This is a genomic window from Rhodococcus sp. X156 (genome assembly GCF_004006015.1).
In the GTDB taxonomy this organism is placed as follows: Bacteria; Actinomycetota; Actinomycetes; order Mycobacteriales; family Mycobacteriaceae; genus X156.
The window spans coordinates 132,327-153,285 of sequence record NZ_CP034766.1; the positions used below are offsets into that span (position 1 = coordinate 132,327).

The 20,959-nt window shown below is 72.1% G+C and carries 10 protein-coding genes; 5 read left to right on the plus strand and 5 right to left on the minus strand.

Annotated elements, in window-relative coordinates; genetic code table 11:
• Positions 1-52 precede the first annotated feature (52 nt).
• From ELX43_RS00645 to ELX43_RS00660, 4 genes are all read left to right on the plus strand, one after another.
• Positions 53-1,813: an AMP-binding protein gene (locus ELX43_RS00645; RefSeq protein WP_241250033.1), complete on the plus strand. Its 1,761-nt coding sequence runs from the start codon at positions 53-55 to the stop codon at positions 1,811-1,813.
• The gene (locus ELX43_RS00650; protein WP_241249487.1) at positions 1,810-6,642 is read left to right on the plus strand and encodes a type I polyketide synthase; all 4,833 of its coding nucleotides are present in this window, start codon (positions 1,810-1,812) and stop codon (positions 6,640-6,642) included. Before ELX43_RS00645 ends, ELX43_RS00650 begins: the two co-directional genes overlap by 4 nt.
• Positions 6,639-8,177: an acyl-CoA carboxylase subunit beta gene (locus ELX43_RS00655; RefSeq protein WP_127781687.1), complete on the plus strand. Its 1,539-nt coding sequence runs from the start codon at positions 6,639-6,641 to the stop codon at positions 8,175-8,177. Before ELX43_RS00650 ends, ELX43_RS00655 begins: the two co-directional genes overlap by 4 nt.
• 291 nt (positions 8,178-8,468) lie before the next feature.
• Complete coding sequence (locus tag ELX43_RS00660; protein WP_164860538.1) at positions 8,469-10,007, plus strand: alpha/beta hydrolase-fold protein; 1,539 nt, start codon at positions 8,469-8,471, stop codon at positions 10,005-10,007.
• Positions 10,008-10,333: 326 nt separating this feature from the next.
• Here the strand turns inward: ELX43_RS00660 and ELX43_RS00665 are convergent, their stop codons facing one another.
• The 5 genes from ELX43_RS00665 to ELX43_RS00685 form a co-directional block, all read right to left on the minus strand.
• Entirely contained in the window at positions 10,334-13,369 is a 3,036-nt protein-coding gene (locus tag ELX43_RS00665; protein WP_127781689.1) for an arabinosyltransferase domain-containing protein, read from the minus strand.
• Positions 13,370-13,511: 142 nt separating this feature from the next.
• Entirely contained in the window at positions 13,512-15,383 is a 1,872-nt protein-coding gene (locus ELX43_RS00670) for an arabinofuranosyltransferase (RefSeq protein WP_277601709.1), read from the minus strand.
• A 199-nt stretch (positions 15,384-15,582) separates the two neighbouring features.
• Positions 15,583-16,338 (minus strand): decaprenylphospho-beta-D-erythro-pentofuranosid-2-ulose 2-reductase, encoded by a 756-nt coding sequence (locus ELX43_RS00675; protein WP_127781691.1) that lies wholly within the window; start codon positions 16,336-16,338, stop codon positions 15,583-15,585.
• Entirely contained in the window at positions 16,335-17,723 is a 1,389-nt protein-coding gene (locus ELX43_RS00680) for an FAD-binding oxidoreductase (RefSeq protein ID WP_127781692.1), read from the minus strand. Before ELX43_RS00680 ends, ELX43_RS00675 begins: the two co-directional genes overlap by 4 nt.
• Positions 17,724-17,787: 64 nt before the next feature.
• Positions 17,788-20,391, minus strand: coding sequence for an arabinosyltransferase domain-containing protein (locus tag ELX43_RS00685; protein ID WP_127781693.1), 2,604 nt, complete (start codon positions 20,389-20,391; stop codon positions 17,788-17,790).
• A gap of 124 nt (positions 20,392-20,515) precedes the next feature.
• On the opposite strand from ELX43_RS00685, the gene ELX43_RS00690 reads away from it, so the two are divergent.
• Positions 20,516-20,956: a GtrA family protein gene (locus ELX43_RS00690; protein WP_241249491.1), complete on the plus strand. Its 441-nt coding sequence runs from the start codon at positions 20,516-20,518 to the stop codon at positions 20,954-20,956.
• Positions 20,957-20,959: the final 3 nt, after the last annotated feature.

The following is a 20,959-nucleotide window of genomic DNA, read 5'->3' on the forward strand; positions in this document are numbered from 1 at the left end:
TGACCTGGTGGCCGGGCTCTCCCGCGGCACCGTGGTGGACCACCTGGAGGCGATGACCGCTGCGCGCGGCGACGCGCCCTCCTTCACCACTGTGGACTACTCCACCGAGGCGGACGGTACCCGGACCACCCTGACCTTCGCCGAGCTCGGCGTGCGGGTGCGCGCCGTGGCCGCGCGCCTGCAGCAGGTGGCCGAGCCCGGCGCGCGGGTGGCCATCCTCGCGCCCCAGGGCATGGAGTACATCGTCGGCTTCTTCGCCGCCGTCCACGCTGGCCTGGTCGCGGTGCCGCTGTTCGACCCGGAGGAGCCGGGGCACTCCGACCGGCTGCACGCCGTGCTCGGCGATTGCGCGCCCACGGTGGTGCTCACCTCCACCTCGGCCGCACCGGGGGTGCGAGCCTTCTTCAAGGCGGTGCCCGCCGCGCAGCGTCCCCGCACCATCGCCGTCGACGGGGTGCCGGACTCCCTGGCCCAGTCCTGGACCGCCCCGGAGCTGGACCGCAGCTCGATCGCCTACCTGCAGTACACGTCCGGTTCCACCCGGGTGCCCGCCGGCGTGGAGATCACTCACGGCGGCGTGCTCACCAACGTCATGCAGATGGTCACCAGCTTCGAGGTCCCGCCGGAGACCGGGCGAGGCGTCAGCTGGTTGCCGCTGTTCCACGACATGGGCCTGCTCGTGGTGATCATCCCGGCGATGATCGGCCGCCCCTGCGCGGTGATGACCCCGCGGGCGTTCGTGCAGCGTCCGCTGCGGTGGATCAAGCTGCTGGCCGAGGCGCCCGGCGTGATCGCCGCGGCACCGGACTTCGCCTACGAGCACGCCGCCCGCCGGGGCCGCCCGCCCGAGGGTGCCGATCTCGACCTCAGCGGGGTCGTCGCGCTGATCAACGGCAGCGAGCCGGTGCGGCCGTCCTCGCTGCAGCAGTTCCAGGACGCCTTCGGCCCCTACGGGCTGTCGCCGTACGCGCAGCGGCCCTCTTACGGCATGGCCGAGGCCACCCTGTTCGTGGCCGCCAGCACCGCTGGCCAGCCTCCGAGGGTCAGCCACTTCGACCGCGACCAGCTCGGTGCCGGCAAGGCGGTCGAGGTGGCCGCCGACGCGCCTGCGGCCAGCATGTACGTCGCCGTCGGGGACATGTCGGTGGAGCAGGAGTCCCTCATCGTCGACCCGCAGACCTGCGAGGCGCTGCCGGACGGCTCCGTGGGCGAGATCTGGCTGCACGGGGAGAACATCGGCGCGGGCTACTACAACCGTGCCGAGGAGACCGAGCAGACCTTCCGCGCACTGGTGGCGGAGAGCACTGACGGCAGGCACTGGCTGCGCACCGGCGACCTGGGCACCGTCGTCGACGGCCAGCTCTACATCACCGGCCGGGCCAAGGACATGATCATCATCGGCGGGCGCAACCACTACCCGCAGGACGTGGAGTTCACGGCCACCGAGGCCAGCAAGGTGCTCCGCTCCGGCTTCGTGGCCGCGTTCTCGGTGCCCGCCGCCGACGGTGCCACCGGCTCGGCCGAGCAGCTGGTGGTGGTGGCCGAGCGGGCCTCCGGCCAGGGCAAGGCCGACCCCGAGCCGGCCATCGCCGCCGTGCGGGCCGCACTGGCGCAGCGGCACGGCCTCAGCGTGCGCGAGGTGCTGCTGCTGCCAGGGGGCTCGATCCCACGGACCTCCAGTGGAAAGATCGCCCGACGAGCCTGCCGCCAGCAGTACCTCGACGGCACCCTGCGGGGTGCTCCCCGCCCCGGCGCGTTCCCGGACGTGCAGGATGACACGCACGAGACGGAAGAGACACAGGTGACTGCATGACCGGAGCGCCAGGAGCGGGGACCGTGCCCGGCCAGCCCATGACCGTGGCTGCCCTTCGTGGGTGGCTCGTGGACTGGGTTGCCGGGAGCACGGGACTGCCTCGTTCCGAGGTCCGGGAGGACCGGCCGCTGGAGGAGTTCGGCCTGGCCTCCCGCGACACGGTGGCGCTCTCCGGCGAGCTGGAGGAGATGCTCGGCGTCACCCTCTCGGCCACCCTGGTGTGGGAGTACCCGACCATCGCCGCCCTCGCCACGCGGCTGATCGAGGGTGAGCCCGCGGTGGAGGAGCTCAGCGGATCGTTCTACGACCACGACGGCACGTCCGGACCGGCGTCCCTGGACGACCAGGTCGCGGTGGTGGGCCTGGCGGCCCGGCTGCCCGGTGGAGTGCGCTCGCCCGGCCAGCTCTGGGAGCTGCTCAGCGGCGGGGTGGACGCCATCAGCGAGGTGGAGGCGAGCCGGTGGGAGGCCTTCGCGGCCAACCCCGAGCAGGCGGCGGTGCTGGAGCGCACCAACGTCCACGGTGGCTTCCTGGACGACGTGCAGGGCTTCGACGCGGAGTTCTTCGGCATCGCCCCGCGCGAGGCTGCGGCGATGGACCCGCAGCAGCGCCTGGTGCTCGAGGTGGCCTGGGAGTCGCTGGAGCACGCCCGCATCAACCCCGACGACCTCCGGGGCAGTGCCACCGGTGTCTACGTCGGTGTGTCCACCCACGACTACGGCCTGATCACCACCGCCGACCTCGGCGGGCTGGACGCCTGGACGGCCACCGGCGCCGCGGGCAGCATCGTGGCCAACCGGGTCTCCTACATGCTCGACCTGCGCGGGCCCAGCATGACGCTGGACTCCGCCTGCTCCTCCTCGCTGCTGGCCGTGCACCAGGCAGTGCGCAGCCTGCGCTCGGGCGAGACCGACATGGCGCTGGCCGGCGGGGTGAACCTGGTGGTCGCCCCCACGACCACAGTGGTCTTCGACCAGGCGGGGGCACTGGCGCCGGACGGCCGCTGCAAGGCCTTCGACGCCTCCGCCGACGGCATCGCCCGCGGTGAGGGCGCCGGAATGGTGGTGCTCAAGCGGCTCAGCGACGCCCAGCGCGACGGCGACGAGGTACTCGCCGTCATCGCCGGCTCCGCGGTGAACTCCGACGGCCGCTCGAACGGGCTGATGGCGCCGAACCCGGCGGCCCAGGCCGACCTGTTGCGGCTGGCCTACCGCGACGCCGGGGTGCACCCCAACCAGGTGGACTACGTGGAGGCCCACGGCACCGGGACCCTGCTCGGCGACCCCATCGAGGCGCGGGCGCTGGGCGCGGTGCTGGGTAGCGGGCGCGACGCGGACAAGCCGCTGCTGCTCGGCTCGGCCAAGACCAACTTCGGCCACCTCGAGGCGGCCGCCGGCATCACCGGGCTGATCAAGGTGGTCCTGGCGCTGCAGCAGGGCGCCATCCCGCCGAGCCTGCACTTCACCACCCCCAACCCGCACATCCCCTTCGAGCAGGCCCGGCTGTCGGTGGTCACCGACCTGCACGAGTGGCCGCGGCACAGCGGCCAGGCGGTGGCCGGCATCTCCGGCTTCGGCTTCGGCGGCACCAACGCCCACCTGGTGGTGCGCGAGGCGCCGGCCGTCGAGCCAGCGGCGGAGTCCTCCGGCTCGGCCACCGCGGTGCTCGCGCTGTCCGCCCCCACCCGGCAGCGGCTGCAGGACGCCGCCGCCGACCTGGCCGACTGGCTGGTCGACCTGCCCGGGCGCGGTGACTCGCTGGCGTCGGTCGGGCGGGCGCTGGCCCGGCGCACCCATGGCCGCCACCGAGCCGCACTGGTGGTGCAGAAGCACGACGAGGCCATCGAGGCCGCGCGCGCCGTGGCCGAGGGCAGCCCGGGCCCGGGTGTGCACCGAGGTGTCGCCTCCGACGTGAGCGGCGCGGTGTGGGTGTTCTCCGGCTACGGCTCGCAGTGGCACGGCATGGCCCGCGACCTGCTCGCCGGCGAGCCTGCCTTCGCCGAGGCGTGGGACGAGCTGGAGCCGCTCATCGAGCACGAGGCCGGCTTCTCCCTGCGCGAGGCGGTGCAGGCCGCGGAGCCGGTGACCGGTCTGGACAAGGTGCAGATCGTGCTGTTCGCGGTGCAGGTCGGCCTGGCTGCGGTGCTGCGCAAGCACGGCGCCCGGCCGGCTGCCGTGCTGGGCCACTCCATGGGCGAGGTGGCCGCGGCCGTCGTCGCCGGCGGGCTGGACCTGGAGAGCGCAGTGCGCGTCATCGTCTCCCGCTCCACCCTGCTGGCCGAGATCAACGACCTCGGTGCCGGGGCGATGGGCCTGGTCGGCATGTCGGCCGCCGAGCTGGCCGAGCTGGCCTCGCGCTGGCCCTCGGTGAGCGCAGCCGTGCACGCCGCGCCCGCCCAGACCACCATCGCCGGTGACCGCGACGAGGTGCGTGCGCTGGTGGCGCACGCCGAGTCGCTGGGGCGGCTGGCCCGTCTGCTCGACGTCGGCGGCGCCGGACACACCTCCGCCGTCGACCCCATGCTGGGTGAGCTGACCGCGGAGCTGGCCGGGCTGGAGAGCAGCGCGTGCGAGGTGGTGCTGTTCTCCTCGGTGACCGGTTCCCAGTCCGCCGGGCCGGGCATGCCCGCGGTGCACGGCTCGGACTACTGGACCACCGGGGTGCGCCAGCCCGTGCTGTTCGCCGAGGCGGTCGCCGCCGCGGTGCAGGCGGGGTACACCAGCTTCGTCGAGCTCTCCCCGCACCCCGTCACGCTGCCCTCGGTGGGAGCCACCGCTGCGGCCGAAGGCGTCAGCGATCCGTTGCTGGTGGCCACCCAGCGCCGCAAGACCGACGGTGTGGCCACCCTGCGGGGCGCGCTCGCCGAGCTGCAGGTGCACGGCCACGAGGTGAACCTGCGCATGCTCCACGGCGAGGGTCCGCTGGCCGACGTGCCCCGCACCGCCTGGCAGCACACCCGGCACTGGACCGAGTCACGACCCACCGCCGCGCTGGGCTCGTCCTCCGCGGTACCGCCGCCCGGCGTCTACGTGGCCCTGCCCGACGGCAGGCACACCTGGCAGAGCAGTGCGGGCACGCCCACCGAGACGCTGGTGGCCGCCGCGGCCACCCAGGCGCTGGGTGCGGGTGCCACCGTGACCACCCTGCAGGTGCACCAGCTGGCGCCCGGGGCCGGAACCCCGGTCACCACCATCCTGCTGCAGCACCCCGGGGGTGCCTCGGTGCAGGTGCACGCCCGGCTGGACTCCGGGGTGGAGACCGCCGACGGGCTGCCCACCCCGCCGTTCTGGGTGCTCCTGGCGGAGGCGGTGGTGCAGTCCTCCGGTGCCACCGAGGTAGCCGTGCACGGCGGTGCGCTGCAGCCCGCGGACGCCCCGGAGCCGGAGCGGACGGTGGAGCCGGAGGCACCTCAGCCGGTGGAGACGCTGCGTCGCATCATCGCCGAGGTGCTGGGCTACACGTCCAACAAGCTGCCCAGCGACGTCCCGCTCACCGAGCTGGGGCTGGACTCGCTGATGGCGGTGCGCATCAAGAACCGGGTGGAGCACGAGCTGGGCACACCGCCGGTGGCCCTGGAGAGCCTGCGCGGGGTGAGCCTCGGCGACCTGCAGGCCCAGCTGGACGACCTCGCCAACGGTGGCAGCCCGGCCGGGTTCGCCGGCACCATGCAGGACGGGCTGCCCAAGGTCGCGGCCGTGGGAGCCCGGGACGCTGCGGAGCGCTGGGTGACGGCGCAGTGGAACGCGGTGATCGGCACGCCGATGCCGGGCGTCACCAACCCGCTGCCCCGACGCACCCCGGGCCAGGTGCTCGACCTGGCCGCGGCGCTCGGTGGGCGCTGGGCGGCCAGCGTGGACCAGGGCGCGGTGGCCACCGCGGGCAGCCTGGCTGAGCTGGCCGACGAGGTGCGTCCACTGATGGAGAATGCCGCCGGCACCGGCCTGGTGCACGTGCTCAGGGCCTCCGTCGTCGCCCCCGGTGAGACCGAGGCTCCGCCGCTGTTCCTGTTCCACCCGGCCGGCGGTTCGTGCTCGGTGTACGAGCCGCTCATCCAGCTGCTGCCGGACGACCAGCCGGTGTTCGGGGTGGAGCGGGTGGAGGGGCCGATGTCCGAGCGCATCGCCCACTACCTGCCGCTCATCCGCCAGCACGGCGGGCAGGGCCCCTACCGCCTCGCGGGATGGTCCTTCGGCGGCGCGCTGGCCTTCGAGGTCGGCAGGCAGCTGCGTGAGGAGGGTGCCGACGTCGAGCTCATCGCGATGCTGGACACCGTGCAGCCCTCCGAGCGGGTGCCCGCCGGGGCCGAGGAGTCCCTCGCCCGGTGGCGCCGGTTCGCCGCCTACGTGGAGCGCACCTACGGCCAGCCGGTGCCCCTGCCGGAGCGGGAGCTGCTCGCCGCCGACGACGAGGAGCAGATGGAGATCGTGCTCGAGCTGCTCAAGACCGCTGCGGTCAAGGCCGGGGCCGGCGGCATCAGCGCCGGGGTGCTGGAGCACCAGCGCACGTCCTGGGTGGACTCCCGGGCGGTGGAGCAGCTGGACCCGCAGCCCTACCCGGGCCGGGTGGTGCTCTACCGCGCGGAGCGCATGCACGACGGTGCCATCGAGCTGGAGCCGCGCTACACCCACGTGGAGCCCGACGGTGGTTGGGCCGGCGCCTGCCCGCAGCTGGAGGTGGTCACCGTGGGCGGGGACCACCTGGCGATCATCGACGAGCCGGTGGTGTCCAAGGTGGCCGACCACCTGGTTGCCACCCTGGCCAACCTGGCCCCGCACGACACGGCCTCCGGCCGGGACACCACGAACAGGTCGGAGGAGGCTCAGGGATGAGTACTGCGGAGAAGCTCGACGCCCTCGAGGCGATGCGCAAGGCCAAGACCACCCAGGGCTCGTCCCGGGCGATCGCGGCGCGGGCGGAGGCGGGCCTGCCCACCGCCCAGCAGCGCATCGACATGCTCTTCGACCCGGGCAGCTTCGTGGAGACCGGCGAGCTGGCCCGCAAGCCCGGGGCGGAGAACCCGCTCGGTGACGGCGTGATCACCGGCTACGGCACGGTCGACGGCCGACCGGTGTGCGTGTTCTCCCACGACGCCACCATCTTCGGCGGCAGCCTCGGCGAGGTGTTCGGGCGCAAGGTCACCGACCTCATGGACCTGGCCATCAAGATCGGCTGCCCGATCGTGGGCATCAACGACTCTGGTGGGGCCCGCGTGCAGGAGGGCGTGGTGGCGCTCGCGTTCTACGCCGAGATCGGGCTGCGCAACGTCCGTGCGTCCGGGGTGGTCCCGCAGATCTCCATGATCATGGGGCCCTGTGCGGGCGGCGCCGTGTACTCGCCGGCCATCACCGACTTCACGGTGGCGGTGGACAAGACGTCCTACATGTTCGTCACCGGCCCCGACGTGCTCAAGTCGGTCACCGGCGAGGACGTGTCCTTCGAGGAGCTCGGCGGTGCCACGGCCCAGGGCGAGGGCGGCAACGTGCACCACGTCGCCGCTGACGACGCCGACGCGGTGGAGTGGGTCCGGGAGCTGCTGAGCTTTCTGCCCAGCAACTACAACGGCCAGGCGCCGGTGCTGCCCAGCGACTTCGACGACCAGCTCACCGACTCCGACCGTGAGCTCGACGCCGCGGTCCCCGACTCGGACAACACCGGCTACGACATGCACGAGATCGTCGGCCGCCTGGTGGACGACGGGCACCTGCTGGAGATCTCGCCGACCTTCGCGCCCAACCTCATCACGGCGCTGGCCCGCATCGACGGGCGCAGCGTGGGAATCGTGGCCAACCAGCCGATGCACCTGACCGGGGCGCTGGACATCGACGCCTCGGAGAAGGGTGCGCGCTTCGTCCGGTTCTGCGACGCGTTCGGCATCCCGCTGGTGACCGTGGTGGACGTGCCCGGCTACCTGCCCGGTCTGGCGCAGGAGCGCGGCGGCATCATCCGGCGCGGCGCCAAGCTGATCTTCGCCTACTCCGAGGCCACCGTGCCCAAGGTGACCGTGGTGGTGCGCAAGGCCTACGGCGGCGGCTACGCGGTGATGGGGTCCAAGCACTTCGGTGCGGACGTGAACTTCGCCTGGCCCACCGCGCGGATCGCGGTGATGGGCGCCGCCAGCGCGGTGGCGCTGCTGCGCCGGCGGGAGCTGGCCGCGGCCGGTGACGGGGCGGCAGCGCTGCGCCAGCAGTACATGGACGACTACAACGCCACCACCGCCACGCCCTACGCGGCGGCCGAGCGCGGATACGTCGACGCAGTGATCGCGCCGTCGAGCACCCGGCTGCAGCTGGCGGCGGCGCTGCGCGTCCTGCAGAGCAAGGTCGACGAGCCGCACCCGCGCAAGCACAACACGATGCCGTTGTAGCGAGCCGCTGCGTCGGCCCAGGCCGGAGTCCTCTTCGGAAGGCGTTGTCCCGCAAGGGCAGGACGATCGTCTGCAGCTGGTCTGAGGATTTTCGTCACGGAGCAGTGCTTGCACCGTTGTACAAGTGAGGGTTACCGCTACTATCCACCCGGCGGTTTGCCCGTCGTACCGTGGAGTTCATGAAGTCCGTTCCGCCTCGGGGGGCGGTTGGTGAAGTGTTACAAAGGAGTCTCTTCCATGCCCATCTCCTCCTCTTGGCGGAAAGCGGTCGGAGTGTGCGCAGCCGCACTCGTGCTGCCCCTCTCGGCAGGTGTCGGTGCGGCGAGCGCCGCGCCCACGCCGTCCCCCACCCAGGTGACCCCCGGCGTCCCGATCGCCGGTGCCAACGGCGCCTACGTCATCGGTGCCCCGGCCATCGCCGGGCAGCTGGCCCGGTTCAACGTCTACTCGCCGTCCATGGGCCGTGACGTGCCGATCCAGGTGCTGCTCCCCGCGGGCTACAACATCAACGCCGCGACGACCTACCCCGAGCTGTACCAGCTGGACGGGCTCCGGGCAGACGCGAACATCACCGACTGGACCCGCAAGGCGGACACCCAGGGCTTCTTCGCCAACAAGAACGTGCTGGTGGTCCAGCCCATCGGTGGGTACGGCAGCTTCTACCAGGACTGGCAGACCGACGACCCGGGCATCCTGGCGCAGGCCAAGCAGAACCCCGGCTCCCCGGTGGGCACGCTCAAGTGGGAGTCGTTCCTCACCAAGGAGCTGCCGTTCGTCATCGGCAACGCCTTCCACGGCAACGGCCAGCGCGCCATCTCCGGCCTGTCCATGAGCGGGTTCTCCGCCTTCTCCCTGGCCGCCAAGCACCCGGGGCTGTACAAGGCCGCGGCCTCCTACAGCGGCTACCCCGACATCCAGGGCTTCGGGCTGCCGGAGTACCTGCGCTACGTGCTGGGCGCAGAGAGCGGCGCGACCAACCCGGACAACATCTGGGGTCCGAACAACTCGCCCGCCTGGACCGCCAACAACCCCACGGTCCAGGTCGCCAAGCTGAAGAACGTCAGCCTCTACATGTCGGCCGGTACCGGTGGCAACGGTCCCTACGACGAGGCGCTGGGCTTCCTCGGCCTGAGCAGGAACTACGTGGGTGCCCTCATCGAGGTCATCTCCAACTACTCCAGCCAGAACTTCGCCCAGGTCGCCGGGGCGAACAGCGTCGCGGTCACCACCGACCTGACCAACCCGGGCGTGCACGACTGGCCCTACTGGAGCGACCAGTACAAGCGCTCCTGGCCGCAGCTGGCCAAGGCCATCGGCGCCACCGAGGGCGTTGCCGTGACGGGCGCGATCGCGGTCAAGTGGAACCAGCTGGGCGGGGCCAACAGCCTGATCGGCACGCCGACCAGCGCCGAGCGGGACGTGCCGGGCGTCCCCGGTGCCCGCGTGGCCAGCTTCACCAACGGTGAGATCTACTGGTCGCAGGCCACCGGCGCCCAGGCGGTGCAGGGCGCGATCCGCGCCCGCTACAACGAGCTGGGCGGCCCCACCGGGCTGCTCGGCCTGCCGGTCACCGACGAGCGCACCACCCCGAACGGGGTGGGCAGGTTCAACCAGTTCCAGGGCTCCGGCGGCGGCTACATCTACTGGACGCCGAGCACCGGCGCCCACGAGGTGTACGGGCTGATCCTGGAGGAGTGGGCGCGCCAGGGCTACGAGAACTCCAAGTACGGTTTCCCGACCCGCGGCGAGTTCGACATCCCGGGCGGTCGGCAGACCAACTTCCAGAATGGCTTCATCCAGTTCGTGAACGGACAGATCATCGCGTCCTGACCGAGCACGCTCCCTGCGGAGCTGAGACGTCCACTGAGGGCCCCATCCACATCGGATGGGGCCCTCAGTGCTGCGCCACTGCCTTGGGGCGTCTGCAAGTACCACCATGCGGGCTCGGCGGGGTCTGCAACCGCTACCAAGAGCGGGCCGCGGAGCGTGGTCGGACCAGCTGGCCATTGGGGGAGCAACCGTCGTCCGGCAGGGTGGCGGACGCCAGCAACCGGACTCGGGCGCCACCGGCGACCGTTCGCGGTGCTTCGGCCCGCATGGTGGTACTTGCAGACGGACCCCCGCACGGCGCGTCTGCAAGTACCGCTAAGTCTGCGTCAGCTGGGGCCGGGGTAGGTCCACCCGTTGACGGTCTTCGTGCCCAGCTCCAGGTCACCGTCGGCGGCGCCGGGCTGCACCGGGACAAGCTCCTGCAGCGAGCCCCAGTGCCGCGACCAGTCATCCGACAGGTAGGTACCCAGGACTAGCGGCGAGGTGACCATGGGTATCCACCCCAGGGGCCCGCCGCCCAGGCGGTCCTGCCAGGCGTCGGTGATCGTGGTGAGCCCGGGGTCGGGGGTGATCCGGTACTCCGGAACCTCGGCAACCCCGTCGACCACCCGGAAGGGGCGCTGGCAGGGGAACTGCAGCGGGACCACCCAGTCCATCAGCACCGGGCTGTCGCTGCCGACGCGCTCGTTGAGGGTCTGCAGCTGTGGGACCCGCGGGGGCGTGACCGCGACCCAGGCCGCAGGGCTGGCGGCCGTGGACACCGCGACCCGCAGCCGCACGCTGTCCACGCCGTCGGGCAGGTCGGACAGCGGGAGCCGAAGGTTGCGCCACCCCACGCCGAAGCCCGGATCGAGCAGGCTGACGGTGCCGGCTTGTTCCACGGCGTTCCCGCGGCGGCGGCCGTAGTCGACGACGAGGCGGGACGCGTCGGAGTCGGCGATGCCGGCGGTCGTGACCACCAGCAGCGGGGCGTCGTCGGACCGGGCCGGCAACCCGTACCAGGACGAGGTGAGGTTGGCGTCCTGGGAGGGGATCGGTGAGTAGCTGCCGAGCACGGGCACCGTCGAGTCCAGCGCGAAGGGCAGCGGCGCGGGCTGGTCCAGGGTGAGCCCGGTGGCCTCGGCGTTGCGCAGAGGCTGGCGCGGCAGCGGGTAGGGATCCTGGGACACCGGGACACCGCCCGGGGTGAACCCGGTGCTGCTGGCGCCGAGAGCGGCCGTGCCGGTCGCGGTGGTGGCCACCGGCTGCAGCACGCTCGAGCTGGGGTTCCGCTCGACCAGCACGTCGCTGGCGAGCGCGCAGGTGTCCCCGCTGATCGCCTGCAGGTTGGACTTGCCGACGCTGTACGCCGGCCAGCGGACCACCATCGCCTTGGCGAAGACGAGCACCTCGAAGATGACGACGAGCCAGCAGACCACGGCGAGCATGCCGGGCGCCATCCCGGCTGCGCGGGTGCCGCCTCGCCCGGCCTCGGTGGCTCGGGTGCCGCTGCGCAGGTGCTCGCGCAGCGTGAGCAGCGCGGTCAGTGCGGCAAGAGCCAGGAATACGGTGCTGGCGGGTATCCCGGCCAGCGCGGGGGCCCGGTCGTTCCAGGAGATCCCGAACGCCGAGACGTACCACCAGTTGTTGAACCCGGTGCAGGCAAGGGCGAGGGCGATCAGGACGGCGGTGAGGAAGACGCCGAAGTTGCGCCGTCGGTGCAGGGAGGGAGCACGCACCGCCACCACCGCCACGGCGGCCAGACAGGCGGCGATGGAGGCGAACGCGCCGAAGTGGTGGGTCCACTTGGTGGGGGTGAGCGACATGATGACCAGTGACACGGCGGTCGTGCCGAGCACCCGCTGCGCCGGACCGAGCGCGGCACCAGGGATCCGGCCGCGGCGGAGCAGCACCACGAACACCGCGGCCAGGCAGACGAACATCAGGGCCACCGGAAGGCGGCGGGCGAAGGAGCCGTCCGCGGTGAAGTTCGTCATCAGCGCGGCGTAGCGGTCCAGCTCGTCGTTCCAGTGCTTGCTGCCCCCGTGGTCGGTGCGAACCTTGGTCGACTCCAGCACGCTGCGCAGGGTCTGGTCGGCAAAGACCACGAAGAGCACTGCCAGCCCGGCGGCGGTCATGGGAGCCAGGACCGGGAGCGCACCGAAGTCGCGGATCTTGCTGCGCAGGACGTGGTAGAGCGGACGGACCGCGGCCAGCAGCACCGCTATCCCGATCAGCCCGGTGGGACCGGCTGCCAGGGACAGGGCAGCCACCACCAGGGCCACCGCCGCGGGCAGGAGCCGCTTGGTGGCGATGGCCCGCTCCGCGGAGCACCACGTCAGCAGCGCTCCCAGCGCGATGGTGGGCTCCGGACGGAGGCCGTTGTCGTAGGGCAGCCAGAAGAGCAGGAACACGCCTGCCGCCGCCCATGCCGGGGCGCGGGTGCTGCGGAGCTGGCGGCCCAGCCGGGGAAGCACCTCCCGGCTGATCAACATCCAGCACAGGATCCCGGCAACCAGCGTGGGTAGCCGGATCCACGGGCTCGCCGTACTGACGTGCGTCATCAGGCTGATCAGCTCGTAGGACCAGCCGAACGGTGCCTCGGGCACGTCGAACCAGCGGTAGTAGTTGCCCATGTACCCGCTGTCCCGCGCAGCCCGGGCCATGCTGAGCAGGTAGCCGTCGTCGGAGGTGTTGGCGCCGATCAGGTACCAAGTGCCGAGCACGGCGAGCACGGCGCCGTCGAGCCAGCGCGGCACCCACCACCGGGAGGGCAGCACCCGCACGTGGTGCCGTCCATCAGTTCGCTCTAACCGGTACAACGCAGCCAGGGCCCCAACCGTGCAGGCAGCGCCCACCAGCATCAGGACCAGCTTGAGGGCGCTGGGTGAGCTGATGTAGCGGGTGTCGATCTCCGCGGTGGCCGACAACCCCGGCGGGGGCGGGCCGTCCAGCTCGCTGTACAGCCCCACCAGCTGAGGACGCAGGTCGGCCGGGAACCTGCGGACGTCCCCCGCCAGCTCAACGGTGGTCGACGCGGCGGTGGAGGTGACCCGCAGCGTGCAGCTCGCGCCCCGCAGGGCAGCAAGTGGCGTCGTCAGCAGGGGCTGGCCCAGCGAGGTGACCGTGAGGTTGCCGCTCTCGTTCCGGACGAACAGCCCGAGCTGGACCGAGTTCTGCGCGCCAGGGGAGACCGTGCTCACCAGGGTTCGCCCGGTGGACGCGTCGTCGGTGGCCACCGGACACGGCACGCTGATTTCGAGCCGTTGAGGCGTGTAGTCCACGAGCGGGGCGGTGATGCCGGTCATGGCCTCGTGCTGCGGCCAGGTGAGCGCCGAGGTCGTCTGGTTGACGGGCAGCAGCGGGGTGCTGACCGCCAGCATCGCGCCAAGCAGACCGAGCAGGCTCGCAAGCAATTTCGCCCGGCGCAAGGGTGCGGGCCGGGGGCCCTTCGCGGAGACCGCCTCGGACACGACAGTGGACGTCACGACCAGTGAGCCTAGGTGCTGGGGCGGGTGCGGAGGATCACCCGGTGCGCACCACCACGGCGAAGGGCCCCACCGCGGTGGTGCGGAAGGCCGGGTCGTCGAAGAGTCGCTTGGGGAAGAGCACGCTGTAGAACGTCACGTTCGGGTTGTTGGGGTAGGTGTCGGTGGAGAGCTGGACGGCGTAGCTGTCCCCGAGGTCGCGCAGCACGAAGGCGGTGGGGGGCGCCCACGGGCTGGCGTCGAGCATCCGCACCAGCTCGGCGGCGGTCGGGGCCTTCGCCCAGCGCTCCACCTCGGCGGAGCGGGCGGGGAAGTTGCCCAGCGGGTTGGCGTAGTGCGGCGCGAGCATCTGGAAGCTCCGGTAGGGGTAGAAGCTCAGCATCCGGTACTCGGTGGTCAGCACCACCACCTGCGGCGCGGGCCGGCCGGACTGGGTGGTGATGACGGAGTCGATCTGCGGGTAGGAGGTGGCGTCGCCCCCTGACTGGCCATCGGCCCGCACGCCCTGGGCGTCCGGGTCGGTGTAGGCCAGGTTGACCTCGCGGCTGAGCACCCCCGGGATCGACTGGGCCAGGGCCACCACGCCCACCAGGCTCACCGCCACCACGACGGTGACGGCGGGCCTGAGCAGCTCACCGCGACGGCGGTGCAGCAGCCGCGCCCCGGCGCTCACCCACTCCAGCGTCCCGAGCGCGCCGGCGCTGGCGAGCAGGACCTCCAGCGGCACCCCGAGGCGGAAGCCCAGCAGGGTGGTGTCGGCGAGCACGGCCAGCAGCGACAGCAGCGACCACAGGTAGATGCACAGCACGCCGATGCCCAGCGCCTGGGCGATGGACGAGCGGTGAGCGCTGACCGCCAGCCACACCGTGCCCACCAGGCACAGCGCTCCGAGCACCGACGGCTGGGTCATCGGCAGGAGCAGCTGGGCGCCGTAGTCGGGCAGGTAGCGCTGGGCGACGCCGGAGGTCGCTCCGCCCCGGGCACGATCGAGCAGGTAGGGCGCCCAGACCACCAGGCCCAGCACCACCGCAACGAGGGCCGCCGGGACCAGCCGCAGCAGCGTCGCCAGCCCTGCCCGTGCTCCGTCGGCGCGACCCACGAGCACGGCGGCCACCCCCGCCATGACGACGAGCGCGAGGGCGCTCACGCCGAGGTAGAGGGTGTAGAACATCGCGGCGACCCCGAGGAACACGCCGGCAGCGACCATTCCCGGCAGCCAGTGCCGCCACCCTCCGGAGCCGCGCAGGCTCGTCCAGGCCAGCACGAGGACCGGGGCGAGCACCATGGCGATGACCGCGCCGTAGGGCTCGGGCGCGCCCACCGACACGGCCACCAGGGTGCTGACGGTGGCCACCGCGATAGCGTGGTCGGCGCGGACCACCCGGGACCACAGCACCACGGACACCGCGGCCGCCACGGCCAGCGAGCCGATGGCGTAGGGCTTGAAGACCTCCCAGCCGTCCAGGCCGAGGAGGTTGCCCACCCGGCCCCCGAGCCAGAACCAGCCTGCCGGGTAGAACGAGCTGAGGTCGGCGTAGTTCATGTCGCTGAGGGCGGCGCTGTCGGTGAGCCGGGTCAGCAGCTGGGTCCGGAACTCCTGGTCGACGGTCACCCCGTTGAGGTAGAGCGGCGAGCCGCCCAGCGGGACCGCCAGCACGACGGTGACCACACCCGACAGGGTGGCCCCGGAGAGCACCGTGCCGGCCCGGTGCCAGCGGGCGGTGCGCACCAGGAGCACCGACGCCACCAGTGGCACACAGGCCAGCACGACGAGCGCGGTCGTCACCGCGGTGCGGGTGGCCGACGCTGTCGGGGAGGGCAGGGCCAGCCGCTCCGCCACGAGCTGCCCCACGACGGTCACGGCCACCGCGACCAACGCAGCCGCGGCAAGACTGCCCGCTGTGGTCAAACACGCACGCTGGGTGTGTTGTTGCGACGTCCCGGGGCGATCTAGGCTCAGAATCGGTGTATCGGGCTCCCGATCGCGCCCGCGCGAGCGTTGCCCCTCGCTCTCAGCCGTGGTTGTCCCCATGGCTGGCGATTGTTGCTGGGCGCCAGTCGCCGCACCACCCGAATGGCGATCTTTCCCCCCGGCGCGCCTCGTCGGGTCAGACCGGCAGGCGACGGAAGATCGGTCGAGGGATGTGCCGCAGCGTGCTCATCACGGCCCGCAGCGGTGCCGGGGCCCAGGCCTGCTCCTTCTTGTTGCGCACCACGTCCAGGATCACCTGGGCCACGGCCTCGGGCGTGGTGGCCAGCGGCGCGGCGTCCATGCCCTCGGTCATCCGGCTGCGGACGAACCCGGGCCGGACCACGGCGACGTGGATCCCGGCCGGTCGGAGCGCCTCGGTGAGTCCGGTGTAGAACGCGTCCAGGCCCGCCTTGGTCGAGCCGTAGACGAAGTTGGACCGGCGCGGGCGCTCTGCGGCCACCGTGGACAGCGCCACGATGGACCCGTGGCCCTGGGCCTGCAGCCGCTCGGCCAGCAGCACGCCCACCGACACCGCGCCCACGTAGTTGGTCTCGGCCAGCGCCACGGCAGCAGAGACGTCGGTCCACGCCTGCTCCTGGTCGCCGAGCAGGCCGAAGGCCACCAGCGAGACGTCCACGTCGCCGCCGACGAAGCACTGCTCGATCGCCTTGGGGTGGGTGTCGGTGGCGCGGGCGTCGAAGTCCACCGACTCCACCGTGGCGCCGAGCTCGCGCAGGGTCAGCTCGGCGGCGTCGCGCCGGGCCGAGGGGCGCGCAGCCAGGATCACCCGCAGCGGGCGGCGCCCGGCGTAGGCGGCGGCGGTGGCCAGCGCGATCTCCGAGGTTCCCCCCAGCAGCAGCAGCGTCTGGGGGTTTCCAACAGCGTCGATCACAACAGCTCCAGCCTTCGTGCCATGTCAGAGACGAACATTCCTTGGGGGTCGACCGAGCGACGCACCTGGCGCCACTCCTCCAGCCGCGGGTACATCGCCGCGAAGCTCGCCGCGGTGGTGCGCGACTCCTTGGCCAGGTAGAGCCGGCCGTCGGCGTCGAGCACCCGCTGGTCCAGCTCGTTGCACAGCTCGTGCAGCCCTGTGGTGATGGGCAGGTCGACGGTGATGGTCCAGCCGGCGCGCGGGAACGACAACGGGGCCCGGTTGCCCTCGCCCATCCGCTTGAGCACGTTGAGGAAGGACACGTGGCCCGACCCGGCGATGCGCTCCATGATCTGGCGCAGCTCGGCCCGAGCCTCGAACGGGATGATGAACTGGTACTGCAGGAAGCCCTTCGACCCGTAGGCGCGGTTCCACTCCCCGAACATGTCCAGCGGGTGGTAGAAGGCGGTGAGGTTCTGCACCAGCCCGCGGCCGCGCTTGGGCGCCTTGCGGTACCAGACCTCGCCCAGCGCCCCGAAGGTCAGCTTGTTGGCCAGGCCGTTGGGGAAGACGTCCGGGAAGCTGAGCAGCTGAGGCGCCTCGAACTTCAGCGGGTCGCGGGCGAGCTTGGCCGGCAGCTGGTCCACCGTGGCCAGCGACCCGCGGGAGAACACCGCCCGGCCCATCTTGGGCCCGGTGGTGATGGCGTCGAACCAGGCCATCGAGTAGTCGTAGCCGGCGTCGGAGCCGTTGCTGAACAGCTCCAGGGTTTCCTCGAAGCTGGCGGTGCGGTCGGAGTCGACGAGGAAGTACGCGCTCTGGGTGTGCTTGAGCTGGATGCGCGCGCGCAGGATGATGCCGGTGAGGCCCATCCCGCCCACGGTGGCCCAGAACAGCGGCGCGCTCTCGCCCTCGGGGGTGAGGGTGCGCACCTCGCCGTCGGCGGTGAGCAGGTCCATCGACAGCACGTGGTTGCCGAAGCTGCCCGCGGTGTGGTGGTTCTTGCCGTGGATGTCCGAGGCGATCGCGCCGCCGATGGTGACCTGGCGGGTGCCCGGCAGCACCGGCACCCACAGGCCGAAGGCGATGATGCGGCGCATCAGCGCGTCCAGGCTCACCCCGGCGTCCAGGTCCACCACGCCGGTGTCGGCGTCGATGGAGTGGAAGCGGTCCAGGCCGGTCATGTCCAGCACCGTTCCGCCGGCGTTCTGCGCGGGGTCGCCGTAGCTGCGGCCAAGGCCACGGGCGATCAGGCCACGCTCACCGGCGTCGCCCAGCGCGTCGAGCACGTCCTGCGGGGTGCGCACGGTGCGGACCGTGGACAGCGTGGGAGAGGTGCGCCCCCAGCCGCTGAGTGACCGCTGGGTGGTCCCTGACGGAGGGTGGGGCTGGGTCGCAGGCATAGGTCTGCAGGTTACCCGGTGGTACGCGCGGACCCCGGTACGCGTGGCCGTCCGGGCCCCGGTTTCAGGGAGCGGCGGCGGGCGACGGGCTGTTGTCCCGGCCGACGTACTCGCGCACCGCCAGCGACGGCTGCTGTTTCCAGCCCCACTGCTCGGTGCGCTCGACCCGGACGTCGACCAGCCCGACGGGCAGCGGGTAGACGACCTCCTCGATGTGGCCCCACGTCGGGATGGGCCGGCCGGGCTCCGGGGTGAGCCGGCTGGGCAGCTCGGTGTCGGTCCCGCTGCGGGAGCCCGGGGCGAAGACCCCGCCGTTGGTCTCGATGTAGGTGTTGGCCTCTGTGCCGCCCTCCAGCTGCTCGCCCGCGCGCACCCGGTACTGCGGCAGCTGGACCATGCCGTTCGCGGCCGTCACCTGGTTGACGCACGGCCAGAGCACCGCCATGACCTGGTCGGCGTAGACCGGTGCGCCCTCGAACAGCTCCGCCGCGGTTCGCTCCTGGCCGTCCTTGGTCACCAGCACGTGCTCGGCGAAGCCGCAGCGGTCGCCGGTCACGCTGGCCAGGTTGGTCGATGCCACCGACGGGCCGGGCGACTGCCGCAGCGGGGCGAAGGAGAAGACGGCCAGCACCAGCACAACCGCCAGCGCCACCGCAGTGGTGAGCACCGAGCGGTCGGCGGTGAGGGCGGGACTGGGCCGCCGGCCACGGCGCCACCAGGCCCAGGCGAGCCCCAGCAGGGCCACGACCACCCAGAAGATCGGGTTGCGCGGGGCGATCGGCCCCAGGTGGGGCGAGGTGGACCACAGTTGCAGGGAGCCGAACGCGAGGTGGTTGCCGAAGGGCTGGCCCCAGTCGCTGAACGGGCGCCACGAACTGGGACCGGCGAAGCCCGCGGCGGCCGCGGTGACGGCCAGCCCGGCGGCGATGACGCCGGCGGCGGTGCGCGAGCGCGCCGGCACCGGGGTGCGCAGCAGGGCCAGGGCGAGCAGCACCACCGCTGGCGCGGCCATGGCACCGAAGTGGTTGACCCACTTGGACGGTGACGGGGTGAGCGCGAGCAGGCACAGCACGGTGATGGTGGCGTAGGAGAGCATCAGCCGGCGCAGCGGACCCGCCGCGCGCCGTGCACCGACGGTGACGACACAGGTGAGGACCACCGCCAGGATGAGCAGCATCGGCAGCCGCACCGCCCAGGTCGAGCTCATCAGGCTGACGTAGTGCTCGAATTCCTCGTACCAGGGGTAGCTGAAGTAGTAGTAAGAGCGCACCGCGGTGCCCTCCAGCGCGTTGGCGAGGGTGGCGTCGCCCAGGCCGATGGGAACCAGCGCGGTCGCGGCTCCCGCAGCCAGCCCCACGGCGGCCACGCGGTTGGCCCAGTCGGCACCGCGCAGCCAGTGCCACAGCCACGGCAGGTTGATCAGCAGCGGCACGGCTGCGGCCAGCGCGGTGGGGGAGGCGGTCATGGTCACGGCGGCAGCCGCCGTGCCGAGCCCGAGCATGCCGACCGACCGCCGGGCGCGGGCAAGCTCACTGAGCAGCAGCACCAGGGCACTGCCCAGCACGATCAGCGGCTCCGGGCGCAGGGTGATGCCGTAGGGCAGCCACCACAGCAGGTGTGCGAAGGCGAGCGCCCACGCAGCCCGCGGCGCCAGCCGTGCGTCGTGGCCGTGCAGGTAGTGGCGCAGCAGCGTCGCCAGCAGCACCCTCAGCAGCGCGTAGGCCACCACGCCGTAGAGCACCGGCAGGAGGCGCATCCACAACAGGCCCCAGCTGCCCAGCCCGCCCCAGACCTGCATCAGGTACTGGCTCAGCACGAACGGGTTCTCGGCACTGTTGAACATGTTGATGTAGTTGCCCAGCGACCCCGTGGCTGCCGAGTTGCGGGCCATCAGCAGGTACCAGGAGTCGTCGACGTTGACCGGGCCGAGAAAGGCCCAGGCCCCGGAGACCAGCACGACCAGCGCGTCCGGCACCCGCAGCCGGGGGCGCACCACCCGGGCCCGGTCGTGTCCCCGCCAGGCGCGCCAGGCGACGACCAGCAGCGCGAGGAGGCTCAGCACGTGCGCGACCAGCAGCACGACCTTCAGCGTGGACGGCGTGGACTGGTACCGGGCGTCGGTGTGCAGCTGCACCGACAGGCCGGTGGCGGCCGGTCCGGTGGCGGCAGTAACGAGCTCGCCGACCTGGGGCACCAACAGGTCGCCGCGGGCCACCAGCTGCTGGCCGTCCCTGCTCACCTGCAGGCCGGAGCCGTCCGCGTGCACCTGGTAGCTGCACGACCCGGCCGGCAGCGGCTCCTCGAGCACCTGGGCCCCCGAGGCCACGATGCGCACAGTGCCGTCGGTGCTGGACACGACCAGTCCCTGGTCGCGCCCGGCGGCGGTGTCGGCGGGCAGCGTGCGCAGCGCCTCGCCGCTGCTCGTCCCGACCTGGGCGAGGGTGGAGCAGGGGACCTCGGCGGTGAGCTCGAGCGGGCGGTAGGGCGAGAGCGGCACGATGGTGGAGATCGGCTCCTGGCCAGCTTGGGGCCACGACACCACCGGGTCGTCCACCTCGACCGGGGCCAGCGCGGCCAGCACACCGAGGACGATCGCGAGCAGCGCGAGGGCAGCAGCGGTCCAGCTCGTGCGTGGTCGGCAGTACAAGGGGGTGCCAGCGCGCGCCATGCGGGGGACCCTATCCGGCGGGGATCGCGGATCCGTCGAGGCCGCAGGTGGCAGTGGCGGTTCGGTACTGTCACCGAGGGAGCCATCCGCCGAGCCGCACCGCTCGGACTACCTGAGGAGATCCGTGGCCGCCACCGAGACCGTCGGGGTCCAGCTGCCGCTGCGCACGCAGCTGGTGCGGTTCGTCATCACCGGTGGGCTGTCTGCCATCGTCGACTTCGGCACGTACCAGCTGATGCTGCAGCTCGACGTCTACATCCACCTGGCCAAGGCCATCAGCTTCGTGCTGGGCACCACCACCGCGTACCTGATCAACCGGCGGTGGACGTTCCAGTCCCTGGGCGGACGCGGCCAGTTCGCCGCGGTGCTGCTGCTCTACGCCGCAACCTTCGCGGCACAGATCGGCGTCAACGCGCTGGTGCTGCTGTACGTGGAGCACAACCTGGTGGGCACCACGCTGGCCTACGTGGTGGCGCAGGGCACCGCCACCGTCATCAACTTCGTGGTGCAGCGCATGGTGATCTTCAAGACCCCTGCCGCTGCCCCGGCCGTTCCGGCCGACTAGCCG

Excerpts from the sequence above, each read along its gene's own strand:
- ELX43_RS00665 (WP_127781689.1), bottom strand. The coding sequence starts at position 13,369 with ATGCTGGCGGTCAGCACCCCGCTGCTGCCCGTCAACCAGACGACCTCG.
- ELX43_RS00685 (WP_127781693.1), bottom strand. The coding sequence starts at position 20,391 with ATGGCGCGCGCTGGCACCCCCTTGTACTGCCGACCACGCACGAGCTGG.
- ELX43_RS00655 (WP_127781687.1), top strand. The coding sequence starts at position 6,639 with ATGAGTACTGCGGAGAAGCTCGACGCCCTCGAGGCGATGCGCAAGGCC.
- ELX43_RS00650 (WP_241249487.1), top strand. The coding sequence starts at position 1,810 with ATGACCGGAGCGCCAGGAGCGGGGACCGTGCCCGGCCAGCCCATGACC.
- ELX43_RS00680 (WP_127781692.1), bottom strand. The coding sequence starts at position 17,723 with ATGCCTGCGACCCAGCCCCACCCTCCGTCAGGGACCACCCAGCGGTCA.
- ELX43_RS00645 (WP_241250033.1), top strand. The coding sequence starts at position 53 with ATGACCGCTGCGCGCGGCGACGCGCCCTCCTTCACCACTGTGGACTAC.